Origin of the sequence: Bauldia litoralis (assembly GCF_900104485.1) — a bacterium.
Lineage (GTDB): Bacteria > Pseudomonadota > Alphaproteobacteria > Rhizobiales > Kaistiaceae > Bauldia > Bauldia litoralis.
Map to the genome: position 1 here is coordinate 152,027 of NZ_FMXQ01000009.1, position 18,818 is coordinate 170,844.

Sequence of the window (18,818 nt, forward strand, 5' to 3'; positions counted from 1 at the left end):
CGAGCCTCGGATCGGCTCGACTTGGCGGTCGCGGGCGGCTATTGCGCAACGATGAACCTGCTTGCCATCGATACCGCGCTGGAGGCCTGTTCCGTAGGCGTTGCCGCCGCCGGAAAGGAGCCGGTGCTGATCTCCGAGACCATCGGGCGAGGCCATGCCGAGCGGCTGTTCGGCATGATCGAGTCGGCGATGGCGGAGGCCGGCCTTGCCTATGACGATCTTGACCGGATCGCCGTCACCGTGGGACCTGGGTCTTTCACCGGCTTGCGGGTGGGAATCGCCGCCGCGCGCGGCCTTTCGCTGGTCATCGGCTGTCCGGTAGCCGGCATCGGAACGCTCGCCGTGATCGCCGCCTCCGCCCGCGAGGCCGCTGGCCCTGTTCCTGTCTGGGCGACGCTCGATGCCCGGCGCGACGAGGTCTATGTCCAGTCCTTCGATGCCGCCGGCATAGCCACGGGGGAGGCCGAAGCCGGCCCCGCTGCCCGGTTCGGCGCGGCGATCGGGCCCGGGATACGGTTGGCCGGCACCGGCGCGCCGATGGTTGCCGCCGCTGCGCCGGCCGGTGCCGATGTCCGAATCGTTGCCGTTGCGCCGACCCCGGATATCGGCGCGCTGGTCCGGCTCGGGCTTGCCGCAATGCCGCCCTTCGATGCGCCGCGCCCGCTTTATGTCCGCGCCCCGGACGCCAAGCCGCAATCCGCCGCCGCCATTGCGCGACGATGATCGATTTCCTCTTTCCCCGTCCCCGCATTGTTATCGAGGCGGTCGGCCCGGACGAGGCCGACGCCCTGGCCGATATCCATGCCGAGGCCTTCTCCCGCTCCTGGAGCGCCGACGATTTTGCCGCGCTCTCCGGCGATCGCCGGGTTTTTTCCCTTGGCCTCCGGCGTCACTCGACATTCTGGCCGCCGCGTCTGGTCGGTTTCGTTCTGGTAAGGGTTGCAGCCGACGAGGCCGAAATCCTGTCGATCGCGGTCCATGGGGCGAGCCGGGGCCGCGGCCACGGCCGGCTTCTGATGGATGAAGCGCTGCGGCGTCTCTATCGCGAACGGGTCGAATCTTGCTTTCTCGAAGTCGATCGCGATAACCGGACGGCGGTCGGCTTGTATGAGTCGCTCGGTTTCGAGACGGTCGGCGAGCGAAAGAGCTACTATCGCCGGGATGAGGGGCCGGCGGGTGCCGCGCTTGTCATGCGCCTGAAGCTTCGCTAATCGCCCGGTAAAGGACCCTTGCGACGTGGCCGAAGAAAGCAAGACCACCACACTGGAGGATGCCTGCACCGCCCGCGGCCTGCGGATGACGGAGCAGCGCCGGATCATCGCGCGCATCCTCGACGCCGCGTCCGATCATCCCGATGTCGAGGAACTCTACCGGCGCGCCTCGGCGGTCGATGCCAAGATCTCGATCGCCACCGTCTACCGCACGGTCAAGCTCTTCGAGGATACCGGCGTCATCACCCGCCACGATTTCGGCGAGGGGCGCAGCCGCTACGAGACCATCCCCGAGATCCACCACGACCACCTGATCGATCTCAGGTCCGGCGAGGTCATCGAGTTCCGCAACGAGGAGATCGAGCGGCTGCAGCAGGCCATGGCCGAGCGCCTCGGCTTCCGGCTCGTCGACCATCGGCTGGAGCTCTACGGCGTGCCGCTCACCGATAAGAAGAAGGATGACGAGCAGTGAGTCTGGCGCGCACGGTCCTCGTCGCCCTGGTTCTCGGCATCCTGACCCTGGTCCTGATGCCGGTCCAGATGCTCGCCACCCGCTTCAACTGGCGGCTGGCCGCCTGGCTTCCCTATTACTGGCAGCGCGTCGCCCGCTGGCTGGTCGGCCTGCGGGTCGTGGTGACGGGCGCCCCGGCGCCGCCGCCGCTGCTCCTCACCGCCAATCACATCTCCTGGCTCGATATCACCGTGCTGGGCAGCGTCATGCCGCTGTCCTTCGTCGCCAAGGCCGAGGTCGCCGGCTGGCCGGTGCTGGGCACGCTGGCCCGCCTGCAACGGACCATCTTCATCGATCGCACCAAGCGCCTGCAGACCGGCGAGGCCACCGAGGCCATCGCCCGGCGGGTCGGCAATGGCGACATCATGGTGCTCTTCGCCGAAGGCACCACCGGCGACGGCAACCGCATCCTGCCGTTTCGCAGCGCCCTGATCGGCGCCGCGGGCGCCGTGGCCGGCAAGACCATCACCGTCCAGCCCGTCGCGGTCACCTACACCCGGATCGGCGGCATCCCCGTCGGCCGGGCTGATCGCCCCGGCATCGCCTGGTATGGCGAGATGCCCTTCGTCGCCCATTTCAGCCGCCTGATCGGCCGCGGCGGTATCGACGCGATAGTGAGTTTCGGCGATCCCATCCACTTTACTCCCGAGACCGACCGCAAGAAGGTGGCGGAGACCTGCTACCGCTCGGTGCGCGACATGGATGAGGTCGCCCGGGCGTCATATGCCGGCAAGAGGGAGCGGGTATTCTCTCAACCGGCAAAAGACGCTAAAGAAACCGAGGATAAGACGCCCGTCGACCAGGCAGGGCAGGGCGGCGAAGAAATCGTCAACCGGGCTTCATGAGCGGAACGGACCACGAACTGAAGACAGTTTTCGTCAAGACCTACGGCTGCCAGATGAACGTCTACGATTCCGAGAGGATGACGGACGCGCTGGCGACGTCGGGCTATGCCGCCGTCGATTCCCCCGAATCCGCCGACCTGATCCTCCTCAACACCTGCCATATCCGCGAAAAGGCCGCCGAAAAGGTCTATTCCGAGATCGGCCGCCTGCGCCGGATCAAGGAAGAGGCGGCCGAATCCGGTCGCGCCGTCGTCATTGGTATCGCCGGCTGCGTCGCCCAGGCCGAGGGCGAGGAGATCGTCCGCCGCGCCCCGGTCGTCGATCTGGTGGTCGGGCCGCAATCCTACCAGCGCCTGCCGGAACTTGTGGCGCGCGCCGCCCACGGCCGTGTCGTCGAGACTGAATTCGCGGTCGCCGAGAAGTTCGCCGCGCTCGATCGGCCCGCCGCCAGCCGGCCCGGCCGCCACGCCGCCTTCCTCACCGTCCAGGAAGGCTGCGACAAGTTCTGCGCCTTCTGCGTCGTCCCCTATACGCGCGGCGCCGAGAGCTCGCGCCCGATCGCCTCGATCGCCGCCGAGGCCCGCCGCCTCGCCGCCGAAGGCGTCCGCGAGGTCACGCTCCTCGGCCAGAACGTCAACGCCTTCCACGGCGAAGGCCCGGACGGCGACGCCTGGACCCTCGGTCGCCTGCTGTTCCATCTCGCCGAGATCCCCGGCCTCGACCGTCTGCGCTACACCACCAGCCACCCGCGCGACATGGACGACACGCTGATCGCCGCCCATCGCGACCTCGACGCCCTGATGCCCTACCTGCACCTGCCGGTGCAGTCGGGGTCCGACCGGGTGCTGGCCGCCATGAACCGCAAGCATACGCGCGACGACTATTTGCGGATCATCGACAAGGTGCGTGATGCGCGGGCCGGCATGGCGATCGCCGGTGACTTCATCGTCGGCTTCCCCGGCGAAGAGGAGGCCGATTTCGAGGACACGCTGCGCATTGTCGACGAGGTTGGCTATGCCTCGGCCTTCTCCTTCAAGTACAGCCCGCGTCCCGGCACGCCGGCTGCCGGACGCGACCAGGTTCCGGAGCCTGTGATGGCCGAGCGCCTCGCCCGCCTGCAGGAGCGTATCGCCGCTGCGCAGGCCGCCTTCAATGCCTCGCGGGTCGGCATGACCGCCGAGGTCCTGTTCGAGCGCCCCGGCCGCCATGCCGGTCAGATCGTCGGCCGGTCGCCATGGCTCTCGCCGGTCCAGGTCTCGGCCGATGCCGCCTTGATCGGCTCGATCGCCCGGGTGGCACTCACGGATGTCGGGTCGAACAGCCTGTTCGGCCGGGTCGTCGGAAAGGCCGGGGCGGATCGCCCGGTCGTGGAGGCAACCGCTTGACGCCACAGCCCCCGGCAGCCGTCCCGGCGATCGCCGAAGAGGATACCCAGATCGTCGTCGCCTTCGACGATAACCGGCTGACCTCGGCGCTTTTCGGCGAGTTCGACCGCAACCTCGCGCTGCTCGAGCAGCGGCTCGGTGTCGATGCGGTCGCCCGCGGCAACCAGGTGACGATCCGCGGCTCGACCGAGGCCTGCACCCGCGCCCGGCTCGCCCTCGACATGCTCTACGGGCGGCTGCAGGAAGGCCACGACCTCGTCCCCGGCGATGTCGAAGGCGCCATCCGCATGGCCGCGGCGGCCGAGCAGCAGCTCAGCCTGCCGACGCTGGAGCCGCGCGGCCGCCTGGCCATGGCCCAGATTTCGACCCGCCGCCGCACGGTGATGGCCCGCACCGTCATGCAGGACGCCTATATCCGCGCCTTCGATCGCGCTGAGCTGGTCTTCGGCATTGGTCCGGCCGGCACCGGCAAGACTTACCTTGCCGTCGCCTATGCCTCGGCGATGGTCGAGCGCGGCGCGGCGGAGCGCATCATCCTGTCGCGCCCGGCGGTCGAAGCCGGCGAGCGGCTCGGCTTCCTGCCCGGCGACATGCGCGAGAAGGTCGATCCCTATCTGCGCCCGCTCTATGACGCGCTCTACGACATGATGCCCGCCGACAAGGTCGAGCGGGGCCTGCAGTCCGGGATGATCGAGGTCGCGCCGCTCGCCTTCATGCGCGGCCGGACGCTGACCGATGCGATCGTCATCCTTGATGAAGCGCAGAACACCACGTCGATGCAGATGAAGATGTTCCTCACCCGGCTCGGCGAGAATTCGCGAATGATCGTCACCGGCGATCCGAGTCAGGTCGATCTGCCGCGCGGCCAGGTCTCGGGTCTTGTCGAAGCCGTCGACCTGCTCCGGGGCATTGCCGGCATCGCCCAGGTCCGCTTCACCTCGGCCGACGTCGTGCGCCACGCCCTCGTGTCGCGGATCGTCGAGGCTTACGACCGGGCCGAGTCGCAGGCCGGTTGAGGGATGCCGGACGACCCCCCCTTATCGCCGGGAATCGCCGTCGACACGCTGGTCGAGGCCGGTGACTGGCCGGACCATGTCGCCATCGCATCGATCGCCGGGACCGCCATCGCCGCGGCTGCGGCACGCGCCCGGCCGGTAATTGCGCCGGGTGCCGAGGTGACGGTGATCCTCACTGATGACCAGCATATCCGGGCGCTGAACCACCGCTTCCGCGGCAAGGACGCGCCGACCAACGTCCTGTCATTTGCCGCCGGCCCGCCGATCGCCGGCCGCCATGGCCCCCTGCTCGGCGATATCTTTCTGGCGCGGGAAACGGTCGCAGGCGAAGCCGCGGATCGCGACATTGATCTCGGCCACCATGCTACCCATTTGATTGTTCACGGTTTTCTTCACCTTGTCGGCTACGATCACGAAACCGAGAATGAAGCGGTTGTCATGGAGGGGTTGGAAACCTTTATTATGGAAGACCTTGGTATTGCCGATCCCTATGCGAGCTGAAACGGCTCTGAGCCGAAAATGAGCACCGCCGAAACCACCACCCCGAACACCGACCCTGTTCCGGAGCCGGACAGTAGCGACACGGGCGGCTCGCCGCCCGAAGGCTGGCTCGAACGCGTGAAGGCCGCTGTCGGCATCCGCGGCGCGTCGACGATGCGCGAGGAAATGGTCGACGCGCTCGCCTCCGACGATGCCGCCGCCGGTTTTTCCCCCGAAGAGCGGGCGATGATTGCCAACATCCTGCGCCTCCGCGAGGTCAGGGTCGACGATGTCATGGTGCCGCGCGCCGATATCGAGGCGGTGGAGATCGGCATATCGCTGGCCGGCCTGCTGGCGGCGTTCCAGGAATCGGGCCATTCGCGGATGCCGGTCCACCGCGAGACGCTCGATGATCCGGTCGGACTCGTCCACATCAAGGACCTGATGCGCCACGTCGCCCAGACCGCGGCGGTCGCGCCCGAGCCGGTGGAGGATTCCGCTCCCGGCAGCGACAATGGCCATGGAAACGGTATTGGCAACGGCAATGGAAGGAACGGCCATCCTCCGGCGGTCTTCGACCTGCCACGGGTCGACCTGACTCAGTCGCTCGCCGATGTCGATCTCGTGCGCAACATCCTGTTCGTCCCGCCGTCGATGCCGGTGACCGCGTTGCTGGCGTCCATGCAGGGGACGCGCATGCAGATGGCGCTCGTCATCGACGAGTATGGCGGCACCGATGGCCTCGTGTCGCTCGAGGACATCATCGAGATGGTCGTCGGCGACATCGAGGATGAGCATGACGATGAAGCCCGGGCGATGATCGTCCCCGATGGCGACGGCATCTTCCTGGCCGACGCCCGGGCCGATCTCGATGACGTCGCCGCGGCGATCGGCGCCGAACTTGCGCCGGGCGAGGACAGCGAGGATGTCGATACCGTCGGCGGCCTGGTGTTCAGCCTGCTCGGCCGGATTCCCGTCCGTGGCGAGCTGGTTTCCGCGCCGGGCGGCTTCGAGTTCGAGATCCTCGATGCCGATCCGCGGCGGATCAAGCGCCTGCGCATCTACCGGCGGCGCACCGGCGCCGCGCGCCCCGAGCCGCGCCGCCGTATACGCACCACTCCGCCGGAATCCGAAGCCGGCGACTGACCCCGGCCCGCAACGTCTCTTGACGACCCGCGCGCCGACGGATTTTGGTCATCCGGGATGGACCGAATCGCCAATCCGATCATCGTGCTCTGGGGCTGGCGTCGCGTGGCGATCGCCATCGCCGCCGGCGCCCTGTCGGCCCTTGCGATGGCGCCGTTCGGCCTGTTCCCTGTTCTGTGGCTGACGATTCCCGTCTTCGTCTGGCTGCTCGACGGAGCGACGCCGGCCGAAGATGCCGGTTTCGTGCGCCGGCTTCTTCCGGCCGCGATCGTCGGCTGGAGCTTCGGTTTCGGCTTCTTCCTGTGCGGCCTGTGGTGGATCGGCACGGCGTTTCTCGTCGAGGCCGATGATTTCTTATGGGTCCTGCCCTTTGCGGTGACGCTTCTTCCCGCCGGTCTGGCGCTGTTCTGGGCGCTTGGCGCGGCGGTCGCCCGCGCGGCGTGGAGCGACGGCTGGTCGCGTATTCTGGTTTTCGCCATCGCCATGGCCGGCGCCGAGTGGCTGCGCGGCCATGTCCTGACCGGCTTCCCGTGGAACGCCCTTGGCTACGCATTGATGCCAGGCGCGTTGATGATGCAGTCGGCGTCCCTCGTCGGTTTGTGGGGGATGACGCTCGCCGCTTTCGTCATCTTTGCGGCGCCCGCCGCGCTCACCGGCGCGACGGGCGACGCGCGGCGCGGCGGCTGGCTCTTCGTCGGCTCGGCGGCGGTCCTGCTCGCTCTTCACCTCGGCTTCGGTGGGCTCAGGCTGCTTGTGGCCGGGGAGTCGGAGGAGAGCAGCATTACCATCCGCATCGTTCAGCCGGCGCTTGCCCAGAACGAGAAATGGGACATCGCCAACGAGGAAGCGATCGTCGACCGCTACCTCTCACTGAGCGACGGCGCGACCTCGCCCGATCGCAACGGGATCGATGGTGTCGATATCCTCGTCTGGCCGGAATCGGCATTTCCCTTTCTCCTGACCGATCGGCCGGAGGTCCTGTCGGCGATCGCGGCGTTGCTGCCGACCGGGACCACGCTGATCACCGGCGCCGCCCGCGCCGAACTCGGCCGGCTGGCCGGCGACGAATCGCCGCGTGTGTTCAACAGCATTTACGTCATCGCCGACGACGGCGAGATCGTCGCCGCCTATGACAAGGTGCATCTGGTCCCCTTTGGCGAGTATCTGCCGTTTCCGGGCTTTCTGGAGGCCATTGGCCTCAGCCAGTTGATTGCCTTGCCCGGTGGTTTCGCTCCCGGCGCCCGTCGCCTGACGCTGGCTCTGGAGCATGCGCCCTCCTTCAGCCCGCTGATCTGCTACGAGATCGTCTTTCCGGGCGAGGCGGTCGGTTCCGGTCCCCGTCCGGGCTGGATTCTCAACATCACCAACGACGGCTGGTTTGGCGATACGCCCGGTCCGCATCAGCATTTCCTCCAGGCCCGGGTTCGCGCCGTGGAGGAGGGGCTTCCCGTGATTCGGGGCGCGAATTCAGGGGTTTCCGCAATCATCGATAGCTATGGCCGTGACCGGCAGCGCCTCGGTGTCGGTCTGGCCGGGATTGTCGACGGCTCGCTGCCAGCGGCGCTTTCCCCGACGGTTTATGCCCGCCTGGGGGATTGGGTTTTTCTTGCACTTATGCTGTTCTTGGTTGGCGTAGTCGGTGCAGTGCAATTTCCGTCTAGGTTGAATAGGAATTGACAAAAATCATTTGGACATGCACTACCCGGCTGTGTCCGACAATACGTTAATCCGAAACGGGAACGGAGGTGATCGACCGGTGCAGGCACGAGATGTCGACCGGTAAACGGACAGGATACGCGCCGGTCACCGCGGCTTTGGTCGCTTGAGTGAACAACATTAGCCGCTGCCCGGGCGGTCGAAGAGAGAGGCCAGATGGCCATAAAAAAAACGCCAAATCCTATCGACATCCATGTCGGTAGTCGGGTTCGATTACGTCGCATGATGCTCGGAATGAGCCAGGAGAAGCTCGGCGAGAGTCTCGGCATTACTTTCCAGCAGATCCAGAAGTATGAAAAGGGCACGAACCGGATCGGCGCCAGCCGTCTCCAGAACATTGCCCGCGTCCTCTCGGTACCGGTGTCCTTCTTCTTCGAAGACGCGCCGGGCGGCGAGCCGGAAGCAGGCGGCATGGCCGAGCAGCAGTCCGCTAGCTATGTCGTTGATTTTCTTTCAAGTTCGGAAGGAATTCAGCTCAACAAGGCGTTCGTGACGATCAAGGACGCCAAGCTCCGCCGCAAGGTCATCGACCTTGTCCGGGCGATTGCCGGAAGCGAAGACGAGTCCGACTCGCTGAGCTGACGCATTTCAAAAATAACGCGGGGCCGGAAAACCTCCGGCCCCGCGTTGCGTTCCGGCCGCCGTCGGCATGGCCCGGACACGGCTCTGACCGGCTCCGCGGTTGACCCGCCCGACGTTCGCTGCGAGAAACGGCGCGAATTTTCCTGCCGGGGGGCCCGGTTTCACGCATTCAAACGAGAAGGTCTGCCGCCTTGCCGCGATCATCCTACCTGTTCACCAGCGAATCTGTTTCCGAGGGACATCCCGACAAGGTTTGCGACCGTATTTCTGACACCGTCGTCGACGCCTATCTCGGCGCGCTGCCGGAGGCGCGCGTCGCGTGCGAGACGCTGACCACAACCAACCGCATCATCATCGCCGGCGAGGTCCGGGGACCGCAGGAGGTCCGCGACGGCCTCGAGGCGCTGATCCGCGACGCCGTGCGCGACATCGGTTACGAGCAGGACGGTTTTCATTGGCAGAACGCCCAGTTCGAGAATCTCCTGCATGACCAGTCGGTCGACATCGCCCAGGGCGTCGATGCCGCCGGCAACAAGGACGAAGGCGCCGGCGACCAGGGCATCATGTTCGGCTACGCCTGCCGCGAGACGCCGGAGTTGATGCCCGCGCCGATCTACTATTCGCACCGTATCCTCAAGCTGATGGCCGACGCCCGCAAGTCCGGCGCCGCCCCGATGCTCGGCCCCGACGCCAAGAGCCAGGTCACCATCGCCTACGAGAATGGCAAGCCGACCAGGGCGACCTCGATCGTCGTCTCGACCCAGCATCTCGACGAGGCGATGACCTCCGAGGACGTCCGTGCCGTGGTCGAGCCTTATGTCCGCGAAGCATTGCCGGCCGATTGGATCAACGGCGCCACCGAGTGGCACGTCAATCCGACCGGCAAGTTCGTCATCGGCGGTCCGGACGGCGATTGCGGCCTCACGGGCCGCAAGATCATCGTCGACACCTATGGCGGTGCTGCGCCCCACGGCGGCGGCGCCTTCTCCGGCAAGGATCCGACCAAGGTCGACCGCTCGGCCGCCTATGCCGCGCGCTACCTCGCCAAGAATGTCGTCGCGGCCGATCTCGCCGATCGCTGCACCATCCAGCTCGCCTATGCCATCGGCGTCGCCAAGCCGCTGTCGATCTATGTCGACCTCCACGGCACCGGCAAGGTCGAGGAGCAGGCGCTCGAGACGGCGCTCGGCTCGGCGATGGACCTGACCCCGCGCGGCATCCGCGAGCACCTTCAGCTCAACCGGCCGATCTACGCCCGCACCGCGGCCTACGGCCATTTCGGCCGCACTCCGGACGCCGACGGCGGCTTCTCCTGGGAGAAGACCGACCTCGTCGACGCCCTGCGCGCGGCCATCAGGTAAGAACCCAAGGGGGCGCGGCGACGCGCCCCCGGTTCAGCGGGCCCGGCCTTGCAGAGACGCTCCAGCACGCTCTACGGCCGCCGCAAGGGCAAGCCGCTTTCGCCGCGCCGCGAGGGCCTCATGGCCGGCGTCTACCGGCAGCTCGCCGTCGATCTCGCCACGCCGCCGCCCGCGCCGCTCGCCACCCTGTTTCCCGCTCCCGTCGATGACATCCGCCTCGAGATCGGCTTCGGCGGCGGCGAGCACCTGATCCACGAGGCAAGCGCCGCGCCGGCCACCGGCTTCATCGGCGTCGAGCCCTTCATCGAGGCCATGGCCAAGGCGGTCGCGGCGATCGATCTCGCCGGCCTGACCAACATCCGCCTCCATGACGGCGACGCCGCCGACCTCCTCGACTGGCTGCCGCCGGCCTCACTCGCCCGGGTCGATCTCCTCTATCCCGATCCCTGGCCGAAGCGCCGCCACTGGAAGCGCCGCTTCGTCAACCCGGACAACCTCGACCGCATCGCCCGCGCCCTCGCGCCGGGCGCCCTGTTCCGCTTCGCCAGCGACATCGACACCTATGTCGACTGGACCCTGCGCCACCTCGCCGCCCGCCCGGATTTCGTCTGGACCGCCGAGCGTGCCGACGACTGGCGCAAGCCCTGGGCCGGCTGGCCCGGCACCCGCTACGAGGCCAAGGCCTATCGCGAGGGCAGGACGCCCGCCTACCTCGTCTTCCGGAAGCGCTGACCGGAAACGCTCCGCCGACGCGCCACCTTGCGTTTCGCGCGGTCCCGGACTATATCGGCAGCATCATCTCAAACGATCGGCTTCGTTGGAGAGTGGGCCCCGCCGGACCCGCTCTTTTTGCACAGGCGGAACCGGTCGAGGGAAGGAACAGGCTTGGCCGAAGAATCTTCTGAACCTCGGATCGTCACCGAGAGCGGACTTGAGGCGCGCGTCGCCCACATCGTCGAGCCGACGGTGTCAGGGCTCGGCTACCGTCTCGTCCGCATCAAGCTGTCGGCGATGAACGGCCAGACGCTGCAGGTGATGGCCGAGCGTCCGGACGGCACGATGACCGTCGAGGACTGCGAGCGCCTGTCGCGCGACCTGTCGCCGGCGCTTGATGTCGACGATCCGATCGACGGCGCGTATCACCTCGAGGTTTCCTCGCCCGGCATCGACCGGCCGCTGGTTCGCCGTTCCGATTTCGAGCGCTATGCCGGCCACGTCGCCAAGGTCGAGCTGATCCGCCCGGCCAATGGGCGCAAGCGTTTCCGCGGCGCCCTTGCCGGCCTCGAAGGCGACGCCGCCCGCATCGCGGTCGACAAGCCGGTCGATGGCGAGACCACCGTTCTCTTGCCGCTGGCCGATATCGCCGAGGCCAAGCTGGTGCTCACCGACGAACTGATCCGCGAAACGCTGGCGGCCGAAAAGCACGCCGCCGCCGCGACCGACGAAGACCCGAACAACACCGACGCCGATCCGGCCTCGGCCCACTGACGAAACGGAGACGACAATGGCAGTCAGTGCAAATCGACTCGAGCTCCTCCAGATCGCCGACGCGGTCGCCCGTGAAAAGGTGATCGACCGGATGATCGTGGTCACCGCCATGGAGGATGCGATCCAGAAGGCGGCGCGTTCGCGCTACGGCTCGGAGACCGATGTCCGCGCCGAGATCGACCCGAAGACCGGCGAGATCAAGCTGCAGCGCCTGCTCAAGGTGGTCGAGGAGATCGACAATCCGGCGACCGACATCACGCTCGACATTGCCCGCGGCCGCAACCCGGCCGCCCAGCTCGGCGACTTCATCGCCGAGCCGCTGCCGCCGATGGACTTTGGCCGCATCGCCGCCCAGTCGGCCAAGCAGGTCATCGTCCAGAAGGTGCGCGAGGCCGAGCGCGACCGTCAGTTCGACGAGTTCAAGGATCGCATCGGCGAGATCGTCAACGGCCAGGTCAAGCGCGTCGAATACGGCAACGTCATTGTCGATCTCGGCCGCGGCGAGGCCATCGTCCGTCGCGACGAGTTGATCCCGCGCGAGACCTTCCGCTACGGCGACCGGGTCCGCGCCTATATCTATGACGTCCGCCGCGAGCAGCGCGGGCCGCAGATCTTCATGTCGCGCACCCATCCGCAATTCATGGCCAAGCTCTTCGCCCAGGAAGTGCCGGAGATCTACGACGGCATCATCGAGGTGAAGTCGGTCGCCCGCGATCCGGGCAGCCGCGCCAAGATCGCCGTCATCTCGCGCGATTCCTCGATCGATCCCGTCGGCGCCTGCGTCGGCATGCGCGGCAGCCGCGTCCAGGCGGTGGTCAACGAGCTGCAGGGCGAGAAGATCGACATCATCCCGTGGTCGGATGATCCCGCGACCTTCATCGTCAACTCGCTGCAGCCGGCCGAGGTCGCCAAGGTCGTCCTCGACGAGGACGCCGAGCGCATCGAGGTGGTGGTACCCGACGATCAGCTGTCGCTGGCCATCGGCCGCCGCGGCCAGAATGTCCGCCTTGCGTCGCAGCTGACCGGCTGGGACATCGACATCCTCACCGAGCAGGAAGAGTCGGAGCGCCGCCAGAAGGAATTCCAGGATCGCACCGCCCTGTTCATCGAGGCGCTCGATGTTGACGAGGTCGTCGGCCAGTTGCTGGCTTCGGAAGGCTTCGTCTCGGTCACCGAGATCGCCTATGTCGAACTCGACGAACTCGCCTCGATCGAAGGCTTCGACGAGGAGACGGCGGTCGAGTTGCAGAGCCGCGCCGCCGAGTATCTGGCGCGCATCGAGGGCGAGCAGGACGCCGAGCGCCAAGAGCTTGGCGTCGAGGACGTTCTGAAGGAAATTCCCGGCGTCACCACCGCCGCGCTGGTTGCCCTCGGCAAGGCCGACATCAAGACGATGGATGATTTCGCCGGCTGCGTGCCCGACGACCTGGTTGGCTGGGTCGAGCGCAAGGATGGCGAGTCGACCCGTTTCCCCGGCGCGCTCGATGGTTTCGATATCTCGCGGGCGGAAGCAGAGGCAATGATCATGCAGGCGCGCATCAAGGCGGGCTGGATCACGGAAGAGGACCTCAAGGCCCAGGATGAAGAAGCCGCCGAGGGTGAAACCGACGCCGAAGCTCCGGTTGAGGGCGAAGCGCCGGCACAGGCCTGACGGAAACGGGACCGCGATGCCGCGAAGCGCGGAACAGAGCGAAAGAACCTGCATCGTCACCCGGCAAACCGCGCCGGCTGAGAGGCTCATTCGCTTTGTCGCCGCGCCGGATGGCAGCGTCGTCGCCGATCTCAGGCGGCGTTTGCCGGGACGCGGCGTCTGGGTGACGGCCGACGCCGAACACGTAAGGACCGCGGAGCGCAAGCGCCTGTTCGAGCGCAGCTTCGGCACGGGCGTCCATGTCGAGCCCGGTCTTGCCGATCGGGTGGCGGATAACCTGCGCCAGGGGGCGGTGGCGGCGGTGTCGCTGGCCCGCAAGGCGGGTGCGGCGGTCAGCGGCTTCACCAAGGTCGAGGCCGCTCTGGCCAAGGGATCGGTCGGTGCGTTGATCCACTCTACGGACGCGCGCGCCGACGGAATCAGCAAGATCGCGGCCGCGGCCAGGCGCCATCAGGGCGACCGGACGAACGGGCCGCCGGTTATTCGTGTGTTTACCGGAGACGAATTGGATTTGGCATTCGGTCGAACAAATGTGATACATGCAGCATTGCTTGCCGGACCGGCGAGCACCAATGTCCTGAAACGTGTTCGGGCCTTCGCCGACTTCGTCGGCGGGGATATGACTGTTGGCGAGCCCGATCGCGAAATGGTCGAGCAAGATAAAGTGTCCGCGGGATCGTAGGAATTTCATGACTGAGACGACCGACAAGACATTAACGGCACCGAAAAAGACGCTCGGTTTGAAGCGCGGCAATATCGAGCGGGATACCGTTCGGCAGAGCTTCTCGCATGGCCGCACCAATACGGTGCAGGTCGAGCGCAAGAAGCGCCGCATCAACATGCCCGGCGAGACGAAGGCCGAGGCGCCAGCGCCGGCGCCCGTCGCGCCCGAGCCGAAGGTTGCCGCGCCGGCCCCCGTGCCGGAAGCGCCCAAGCCACCGCCGGCTCCCGCCGCCGGCATGGTCCTGCGTCATCTTTCGGACGATGAGATCGATGCCCGGGCCAAGGCCCTTGCCGACGCCAAGGTTCGCGAGGCGGAGGAACGCCGCAACGCCGAGGCCGAGGCCAAGCGCCGCGCCGAAGAGGAAGCCCGTCTCGCCAGTGAGCGCTCCGAGGCGGAGCGCCGCAAGGCCGAAGACGATGCCCGCCGCAAGGTCGAGGAAGCTGCCCGCGCCCGCGCCGAGAATTCCGCGCGCCGCCAGGCCGGCGACGAAGCGCCCGCAGTCGCGCCGCCGGTCGCGCCGGCGCCCGAGCGCCAGCGCCCCGCCAAGGCCGAGGCGGTCGTGCCGGACGACGACGAAGCCGGCGCGCTGCGCGGCCGGATCAAGACCAAGGCCCCGCCGACCGAGGTCAAGCCGGTAAAGCGGCCGGAAGAGCGGCGTCGCGGCAAGCTGACGCTGGGCAATGCGCTCGACGATACGGAGCGCGCCCGTTCGCTCGCCTCGATCCGTCGTCGCCGCGAGCGCGAACGCGCCCGCACCCACGATACGGGCCCGCGCGAGAAGGTCGTCCGCGAGGTCGTCATTCCGGAGACGATCACTATCCAGGAACTCGCCAATCGTATGGCCGAGCGCGCTGTCGAGGTGATCAAGCTTCTGATGAAGCAGGGCCAGCTGGTCAAGGCCGCCGATATCATCGACTCCGATACCGCGCAGCTGATCGCCGAGGAAATGGGCCACACCGTTCGCCGGGTCGCCGAATCCGACGTCGAGGAAGGCCTGTTCTCCGGCACCGAGGACGAGGGCGATCTGCAGCCGCGTCCGCCGGTCGTCACCATCATGGGTCACGTCGATCACGGCAAGACGTCGCTTCTCGACGCGATCCGCGAGGCGGATGTCGTCACCGGCGAGGCCGGTGGCATCACCCAGCATATCGGCGCCTATCAGGTCGAGCAGAACGGTCAGAAGATCACGTTCATCGACACCCCCGGCCATGCCGCCTTCACGGCGATGCGTGCCCGCGGCGCCAAGGTGACCGATATCGTCATCCTGGTGGTGGCCGCCGACGATGGCGTCATGCCCCAGACGATCGAGGCGATCCATCACGCCAAGGCCGCCAACGTGCCGATCATCGTTGCGATCAACAAGATCGACAAGCCGGATGGAGACCCGAGCCGCGTCCGCAACGAACTGCTGCAGCATGAGGTCTTCGTCGAGTCGATGGGCGGCGAGATTCTCGATGTCGAGGTCTCGGCGATCCAGAAGACCAATCTCGACAAGCTGCTCGAAACGGTCCTGCTCCAGTCCGAGCTGCTTGAACTCAAGGCCAATCCCGATCGCGAGGCCGAAGGCACCGTGGTCGAGGCGAAGCTCGATCGCGGTCGCGGTCCGGTCGCCACCGTGCTGGTCCAGCGCGGCACCCTCCATATTGGCGACATCGTCGTCGCCGGCTCCGAATGGGGCAAGGTGCGGGCGCTGATCGACGATCACGGCGTGCAGGTCGATGCCGCCGTCCCCTCCATGCCGGTCGAGGTTCTGGGCTTCCAGGGCGCGCCGGATGCGGGAGACCGGATGGCGGTTGTCGAGTCCGAGTCCCGCGCCCGCGAGGTCACGGCTTACCGCGCCCGCCAGAAGCGTGAGAAGGCGCAGGCCCGGTTGACCGGTGCCCGTGGCTCGCTGGCGGAGATGATGAACCAGCTCCAGGCCAGCGGCCAGAAGGTCTTCCCGCTGTTGATCAAGGGCGACGTACAGGGCTCGGTCGAGGCGATCACCCAGGCGCTCGAGGCGCTTGGCACCGACGAGGTCGCGGCCCGCGTGCTCCATTCGGGCGTCGGCGGGATCACCGAGTCGGACGTGACGCTTGCGGCAACGTCGGATGCGGCGATCATCGGCTTCAACGTCCGCGCCAATGCCCAGGCACGCAACGCCGCCGAGGCCGAAGGCATCGAGATCCGCTACTACAACATCATCTACAACCTCGTGGATGACGTGAAGGCGGCGATGTCCGGCATGCTGTCGCCGGAGCGTCGCGAGACCATGCTCGGCAATGCCGAGATCCTCGAGATCTTCAACATCTCGAAGACGGGCAAGGTCGCGGGCTGTCGCGTCACCGACGGTGTCGTCCAGCGTGGTGCCCATGTCCGCCTGATCCGCGACAATGTGGTGATCCACGAAGGCAAGCTGTCGACCCTCAAGCGCTTCAAGGACGAAGTTCGCGAAGTGCCGACCGGGCAGGAATGCGGCATGGCCTTCGAAAGCTACGAGGACATGCGCCCCGGCGATGTCATCGAGTGCTATCGCGTCGAGGAGATTGCTCGCTCGCTCTAGGGATCGTCGCCTGTCGGCTTCGGTATCTGCCCGACCGGGCGTGCCGATGTCGGTCGCGGGCACATCCGCCAAGCATGCGCCGCCGGGCCGGGGATCGCGATATCCCCGCCCGGCGCGATGCCAGCAGCAAGAACCGCCATGGCCAAGAAATCCTCCCGAGCTTCCGGTCCATCCCAGCGCCAGCTTCGCGTCGGCGAACTGGTGCGTCACGCGCTCTCCGACATCCTGCTCCAGGGCGAGATCCACGATCCGGTGATCGAGGGCACGGTGGTCAGCGTCCCGGAAGTCCGGATGTCGCCGGATCTCACCCTCGCCACCGTCTTCGTCATGCCGCTCGGCGGCAAGGATGGCGAAGCGGTGGTCGCGGCCTTCGACCGCAGCAAGAAGTTCCTGCGCGGCGCCGTCGCCCGCCGGGTCGACCTTCGCCATGCGCCGGATCTGCGCTTCCTGCTCGATACCTCCTTTGAAGTCGGCGACCGCATCGACGCGCTGCTGCGCGATCCCGCGGTCAAGCGCGACCTCGACACCAAACCGGACGACGAATAGACCCCGATGGCAAATCGCAAGCGCAAGGGCCGCGACATTTCCGGTTGGCTGTGCCTCGACAAGGCCGTCGGCCAGACCTCGACCGCCGCGGTCGGCTCGGTCAAGCGCCTGTTCGACGCCGCCAAGGTCGGCCACGCCGGCACGCTCGATCCGCTGGCCTCCGGCATCCTGCCGATCGCCTTCGGCGGCGCGACCAAGACGGTGCCCTTCGTCCAGGACAGCCGCAAGCTGTACCGCTTCACCGTCCAGTGGGGCACCGAAACCGATACCGACGATTCCGACGGAACGGTCGTCGAAACTTCGGACCTCCGCCCGGACCGCGCCGCCATCGAGGCCCGGCTTGGCGATTTCCTCGGCGAGATCATGCAGCGCCCGCCGGCCTTCTCGGCGATCAAGATCGCCGGCGCCCGCGCCTATGACCTCGCCCGCGACGGCGAGACCGTCGAGATCGACGAGCGCCCGGTGGTCATCCACCGGTTCGAACTGACCGAGGTTCCCGACGCCGACCACGCCGTCTTCGAGGCCGAATGCGGCAAGGGCACCTACGTCCGCGCGCTCGCCCGCGACATGGGCCGCAAGCTCGGCGCCCTCGGTCATGTCGTCGCCTTGCGCCGCCTCGCCGTCGGCCCCTTCACCGAGGCGACCGCGATCACCATCGCCGATGTGATCAAGGCGCGCGAGGAGGGCCCGGCCAGTTCGCTCGACCGCTTCCTCCTGCCGATCGCCACCGCGCTTGGCGACCTGCCCGAGGTCGTCGTCGGCCAGCGCGACGCGGCCGAGATCATGCGCGGCGGCTCGGTCCTGGTCCGCGGCAACGATCTGCCGATCGCCGGTTCCGCCCAGGCGACGGTCGCCGGCCGCACCATCGCCATCGGCGAGATCGAGCATGGCGAGTTCCATCCGCGCCGGGTGTTTCGCGCTTGACCATCTCGCGAATCCGGAAAGCCGAGCCCAATCAACGGCTTGGACGCGGGCTTATTTCGCTGGCAATTGACGGGCCTTTCCGTCATATTCCCCGCGCATCCGCCGAGGGCCCCAGGTCCGCGCGGCATGTATTCCATTCCCGACCGTGCTGGACGACATCCCGGCACCGGCCGTACCCCACCGGCAGGGACGTTCCCTGCCGAACTTTTAGAAAGGATACCCGATGTCGATAACGGCAGAGCGCAAGCAGGCGCTCATCAAGGAATATGGCACCAAGTCGGGCGACACCGGCTCGGCCGAAGTCCAGGTCGCGATCCTCACCGAGCGGATCGCCAACCTGACCGAACACTTCAAGACCCACGGCAAGGACAACCATTCCCGGCGTGGCCTCCTGAAGCTGGTCAGCCAGCGCCGCCGGCTTCTCAACTACGTCAATGGCCTCGATGTCGAGCGCTACAAGACGCTGATCGGCCGCCTCGGACTGCGGCGCTAGAAAAGGTCCCGCGGAAGCGTATCGACGCTCCGCGGGCCATTATGACGAACCAGGCCGGAGCCAGACGATCCCCTTGAAGCGGATCGGCTCCGGAATGCACCCCCCGCGCGGCGGCATGGGGTCGCCGCGCCCAGGAAAAGTGGACCGGATAGGGGCCATGGCAGGATCGCCAGACGCTTTCTCGTGAAGGGCTTTGT

19 protein-coding genes are annotated in these 18,818 nt (G+C 67.1%); all 19 read left to right on the forward strand.

The features are described from left to right. Nucleotides 1–21 precede the first annotated feature (21 nt). The 19 genes from tsaB to rpsO all read left to right on the forward strand — a co-directional run bounded on the left by tsaB (nucleotide 22) and on the right by rpsO (nucleotide 18,621). A complete protein-coding gene (gene tsaB / locus BLT60_RS19800; RefSeq protein WP_244521354.1) occupies nucleotides 22–723 on the forward strand; it encodes a tRNA (adenosine(37)-N6)-threonylcarbamoyltransferase complex dimerization subunit type 1 TsaB in 702 nt (233 codons plus the stop codon). After that, nucleotides 720–1,211, forward strand: a complete 492-nt coding sequence (gene rimI, locus BLT60_RS19805; RefSeq protein WP_090879219.1) for a ribosomal protein S18-alanine N-acetyltransferase — start codon at nucleotides 720–722, stop codon at nucleotides 1,209–1,211. The genes tsaB and rimI overlap by 4 nt, the downstream gene beginning before the upstream one ends. A gap of 85 nt (nucleotides 1,212–1,296) precedes the next feature. Continuing rightward, the gene (locus BLT60_RS19810; protein ID WP_090879349.1) at nucleotides 1,297–1,683 is read left to right on the forward strand and encodes a Fur family transcriptional regulator; all 387 of its coding nucleotides are present in this window, start codon (nucleotides 1,297–1,299) and stop codon (nucleotides 1,681–1,683) included. Next, nucleotides 1,680–2,567 (forward strand): lyso-ornithine lipid O-acyltransferase, encoded by an 888-nt coding sequence (gene olsA, locus BLT60_RS19815; protein WP_244521355.1) that lies wholly within the window; start codon nucleotides 1,680–1,682, stop codon nucleotides 2,565–2,567. Before BLT60_RS19810 ends, olsA begins: the two co-directional genes overlap by 4 nt. After that, complete coding sequence (miaB, locus tag BLT60_RS19820; RefSeq protein ID WP_090879221.1) at nucleotides 2,564–3,952, forward strand: tRNA (N6-isopentenyl adenosine(37)-C2)-methylthiotransferase MiaB; 1,389 nt, start codon at nucleotides 2,564–2,566, stop codon at nucleotides 3,950–3,952. Before olsA ends, miaB begins: the two co-directional genes overlap by 4 nt. 29 nt (nucleotides 3,953–3,981) lie before the next feature. Further along, nucleotides 3,982–4,968 carry a PhoH family protein gene (locus BLT60_RS19825; RefSeq protein WP_425285039.1) on the forward strand — a complete coding sequence of 329 codons (987 nt, stop codon included), beginning with the start codon at nucleotides 3,982–3,984 and terminating at the stop codon, nucleotides 4,966–4,968. A 3-nt stretch (nucleotides 4,969–4,971) separates the two neighbouring features. Beyond that, the gene (gene ybeY, locus BLT60_RS19830; protein WP_090879225.1) at nucleotides 4,972–5,469 is read left to right on the forward strand and encodes an rRNA maturation RNase YbeY; all 498 of its coding nucleotides are present in this window, start codon (nucleotides 4,972–4,974) and stop codon (nucleotides 5,467–5,469) included. 18 nt (nucleotides 5,470–5,487) lie between these two features. Further along, nucleotides 5,488–6,594, forward strand: coding sequence for a hemolysin family protein (locus BLT60_RS19835; protein ID WP_090879227.1), 1,107 nt, complete (start codon nucleotides 5,488–5,490; stop codon nucleotides 6,592–6,594). A 57-nt stretch (nucleotides 6,595–6,651) separates the two neighbouring features. Further along, complete coding sequence (gene lnt / locus BLT60_RS19840; protein WP_090879229.1) at nucleotides 6,652–8,271, forward strand: apolipoprotein N-acyltransferase; 1,620 nt, start codon at nucleotides 6,652–6,654, stop codon at nucleotides 8,269–8,271. Nucleotides 8,272–8,466: 195 nt separating this feature from the next. Beyond that, nucleotides 8,467–8,892: a helix-turn-helix domain-containing protein gene (locus BLT60_RS19845; protein WP_090879231.1), complete on the forward strand. Its 426-nt coding sequence runs from the start codon at nucleotides 8,467–8,469 to the stop codon at nucleotides 8,890–8,892. A gap of 191 nt (nucleotides 8,893–9,083) precedes the next feature. Beyond that, a complete protein-coding gene (gene metK / locus BLT60_RS19850) occupies nucleotides 9,084–10,253 on the forward strand; it encodes a methionine adenosyltransferase (RefSeq protein ID WP_090879233.1) in 1,170 nt (389 codons plus the stop codon). Between the two features lie 48 nt (nucleotides 10,254–10,301). Next, nucleotides 10,302–10,985: a tRNA (guanosine(46)-N7)-methyltransferase TrmB gene (trmB, locus tag BLT60_RS19855; RefSeq protein WP_090879235.1), complete on the forward strand. Its 684-nt coding sequence runs from the start codon at nucleotides 10,302–10,304 to the stop codon at nucleotides 10,983–10,985. Between the two features lie 153 nt (nucleotides 10,986–11,138). Next, complete coding sequence (gene rimP / locus BLT60_RS19860) at nucleotides 11,139–11,741, forward strand: ribosome maturation factor RimP (RefSeq protein WP_090879237.1); 603 nt, start codon at nucleotides 11,139–11,141, stop codon at nucleotides 11,739–11,741. Nucleotides 11,742–11,757: 16 nt separating this feature from the next. Next, nucleotides 11,758–13,392, forward strand: a complete 1,635-nt coding sequence (nusA, locus tag BLT60_RS19865) for a transcription termination factor NusA (RefSeq protein WP_090879239.1) — start codon at nucleotides 11,758–11,760, stop codon at nucleotides 13,390–13,392. Between the two features lie 16 nt (nucleotides 13,393–13,408). After that, nucleotides 13,409–14,074: an RNA-binding protein gene (locus tag BLT60_RS19870; protein WP_090879241.1), complete on the forward strand. Its 666-nt coding sequence runs from the start codon at nucleotides 13,409–13,411 to the stop codon at nucleotides 14,072–14,074. A 7-nt stretch (nucleotides 14,075–14,081) separates the two neighbouring features. Beyond that, nucleotides 14,082–16,658 carry a translation initiation factor IF-2 gene (gene infB / locus BLT60_RS19875; RefSeq protein WP_090879243.1) on the forward strand — a complete coding sequence of 859 codons (2,577 nt, stop codon included), beginning with the start codon at nucleotides 14,082–14,084 and terminating at the stop codon, nucleotides 16,656–16,658. Nucleotides 16,659–16,775: 117 nt separating this feature from the next. After that, nucleotides 16,776–17,204, forward strand: a complete 429-nt coding sequence (gene rbfA / locus BLT60_RS19880) for a 30S ribosome-binding factor RbfA (protein ID WP_090879245.1) — start codon at nucleotides 16,776–16,778, stop codon at nucleotides 17,202–17,204. Nucleotides 17,205–17,210: 6 nt separating this feature from the next. Continuing rightward, complete coding sequence (truB, locus tag BLT60_RS19885) at nucleotides 17,211–18,128, forward strand: tRNA pseudouridine(55) synthase TruB (protein WP_090879247.1); 918 nt, start codon at nucleotides 17,211–17,213, stop codon at nucleotides 18,126–18,128. A gap of 223 nt (nucleotides 18,129–18,351) precedes the next feature. Beyond that, entirely contained in the window at nucleotides 18,352–18,621 is a 270-nt protein-coding gene (gene rpsO / locus BLT60_RS19890; RefSeq protein WP_090879249.1) for a 30S ribosomal protein S15, read from the forward strand. Nucleotides 18,622–18,818 lie beyond the last annotated feature (197 nt).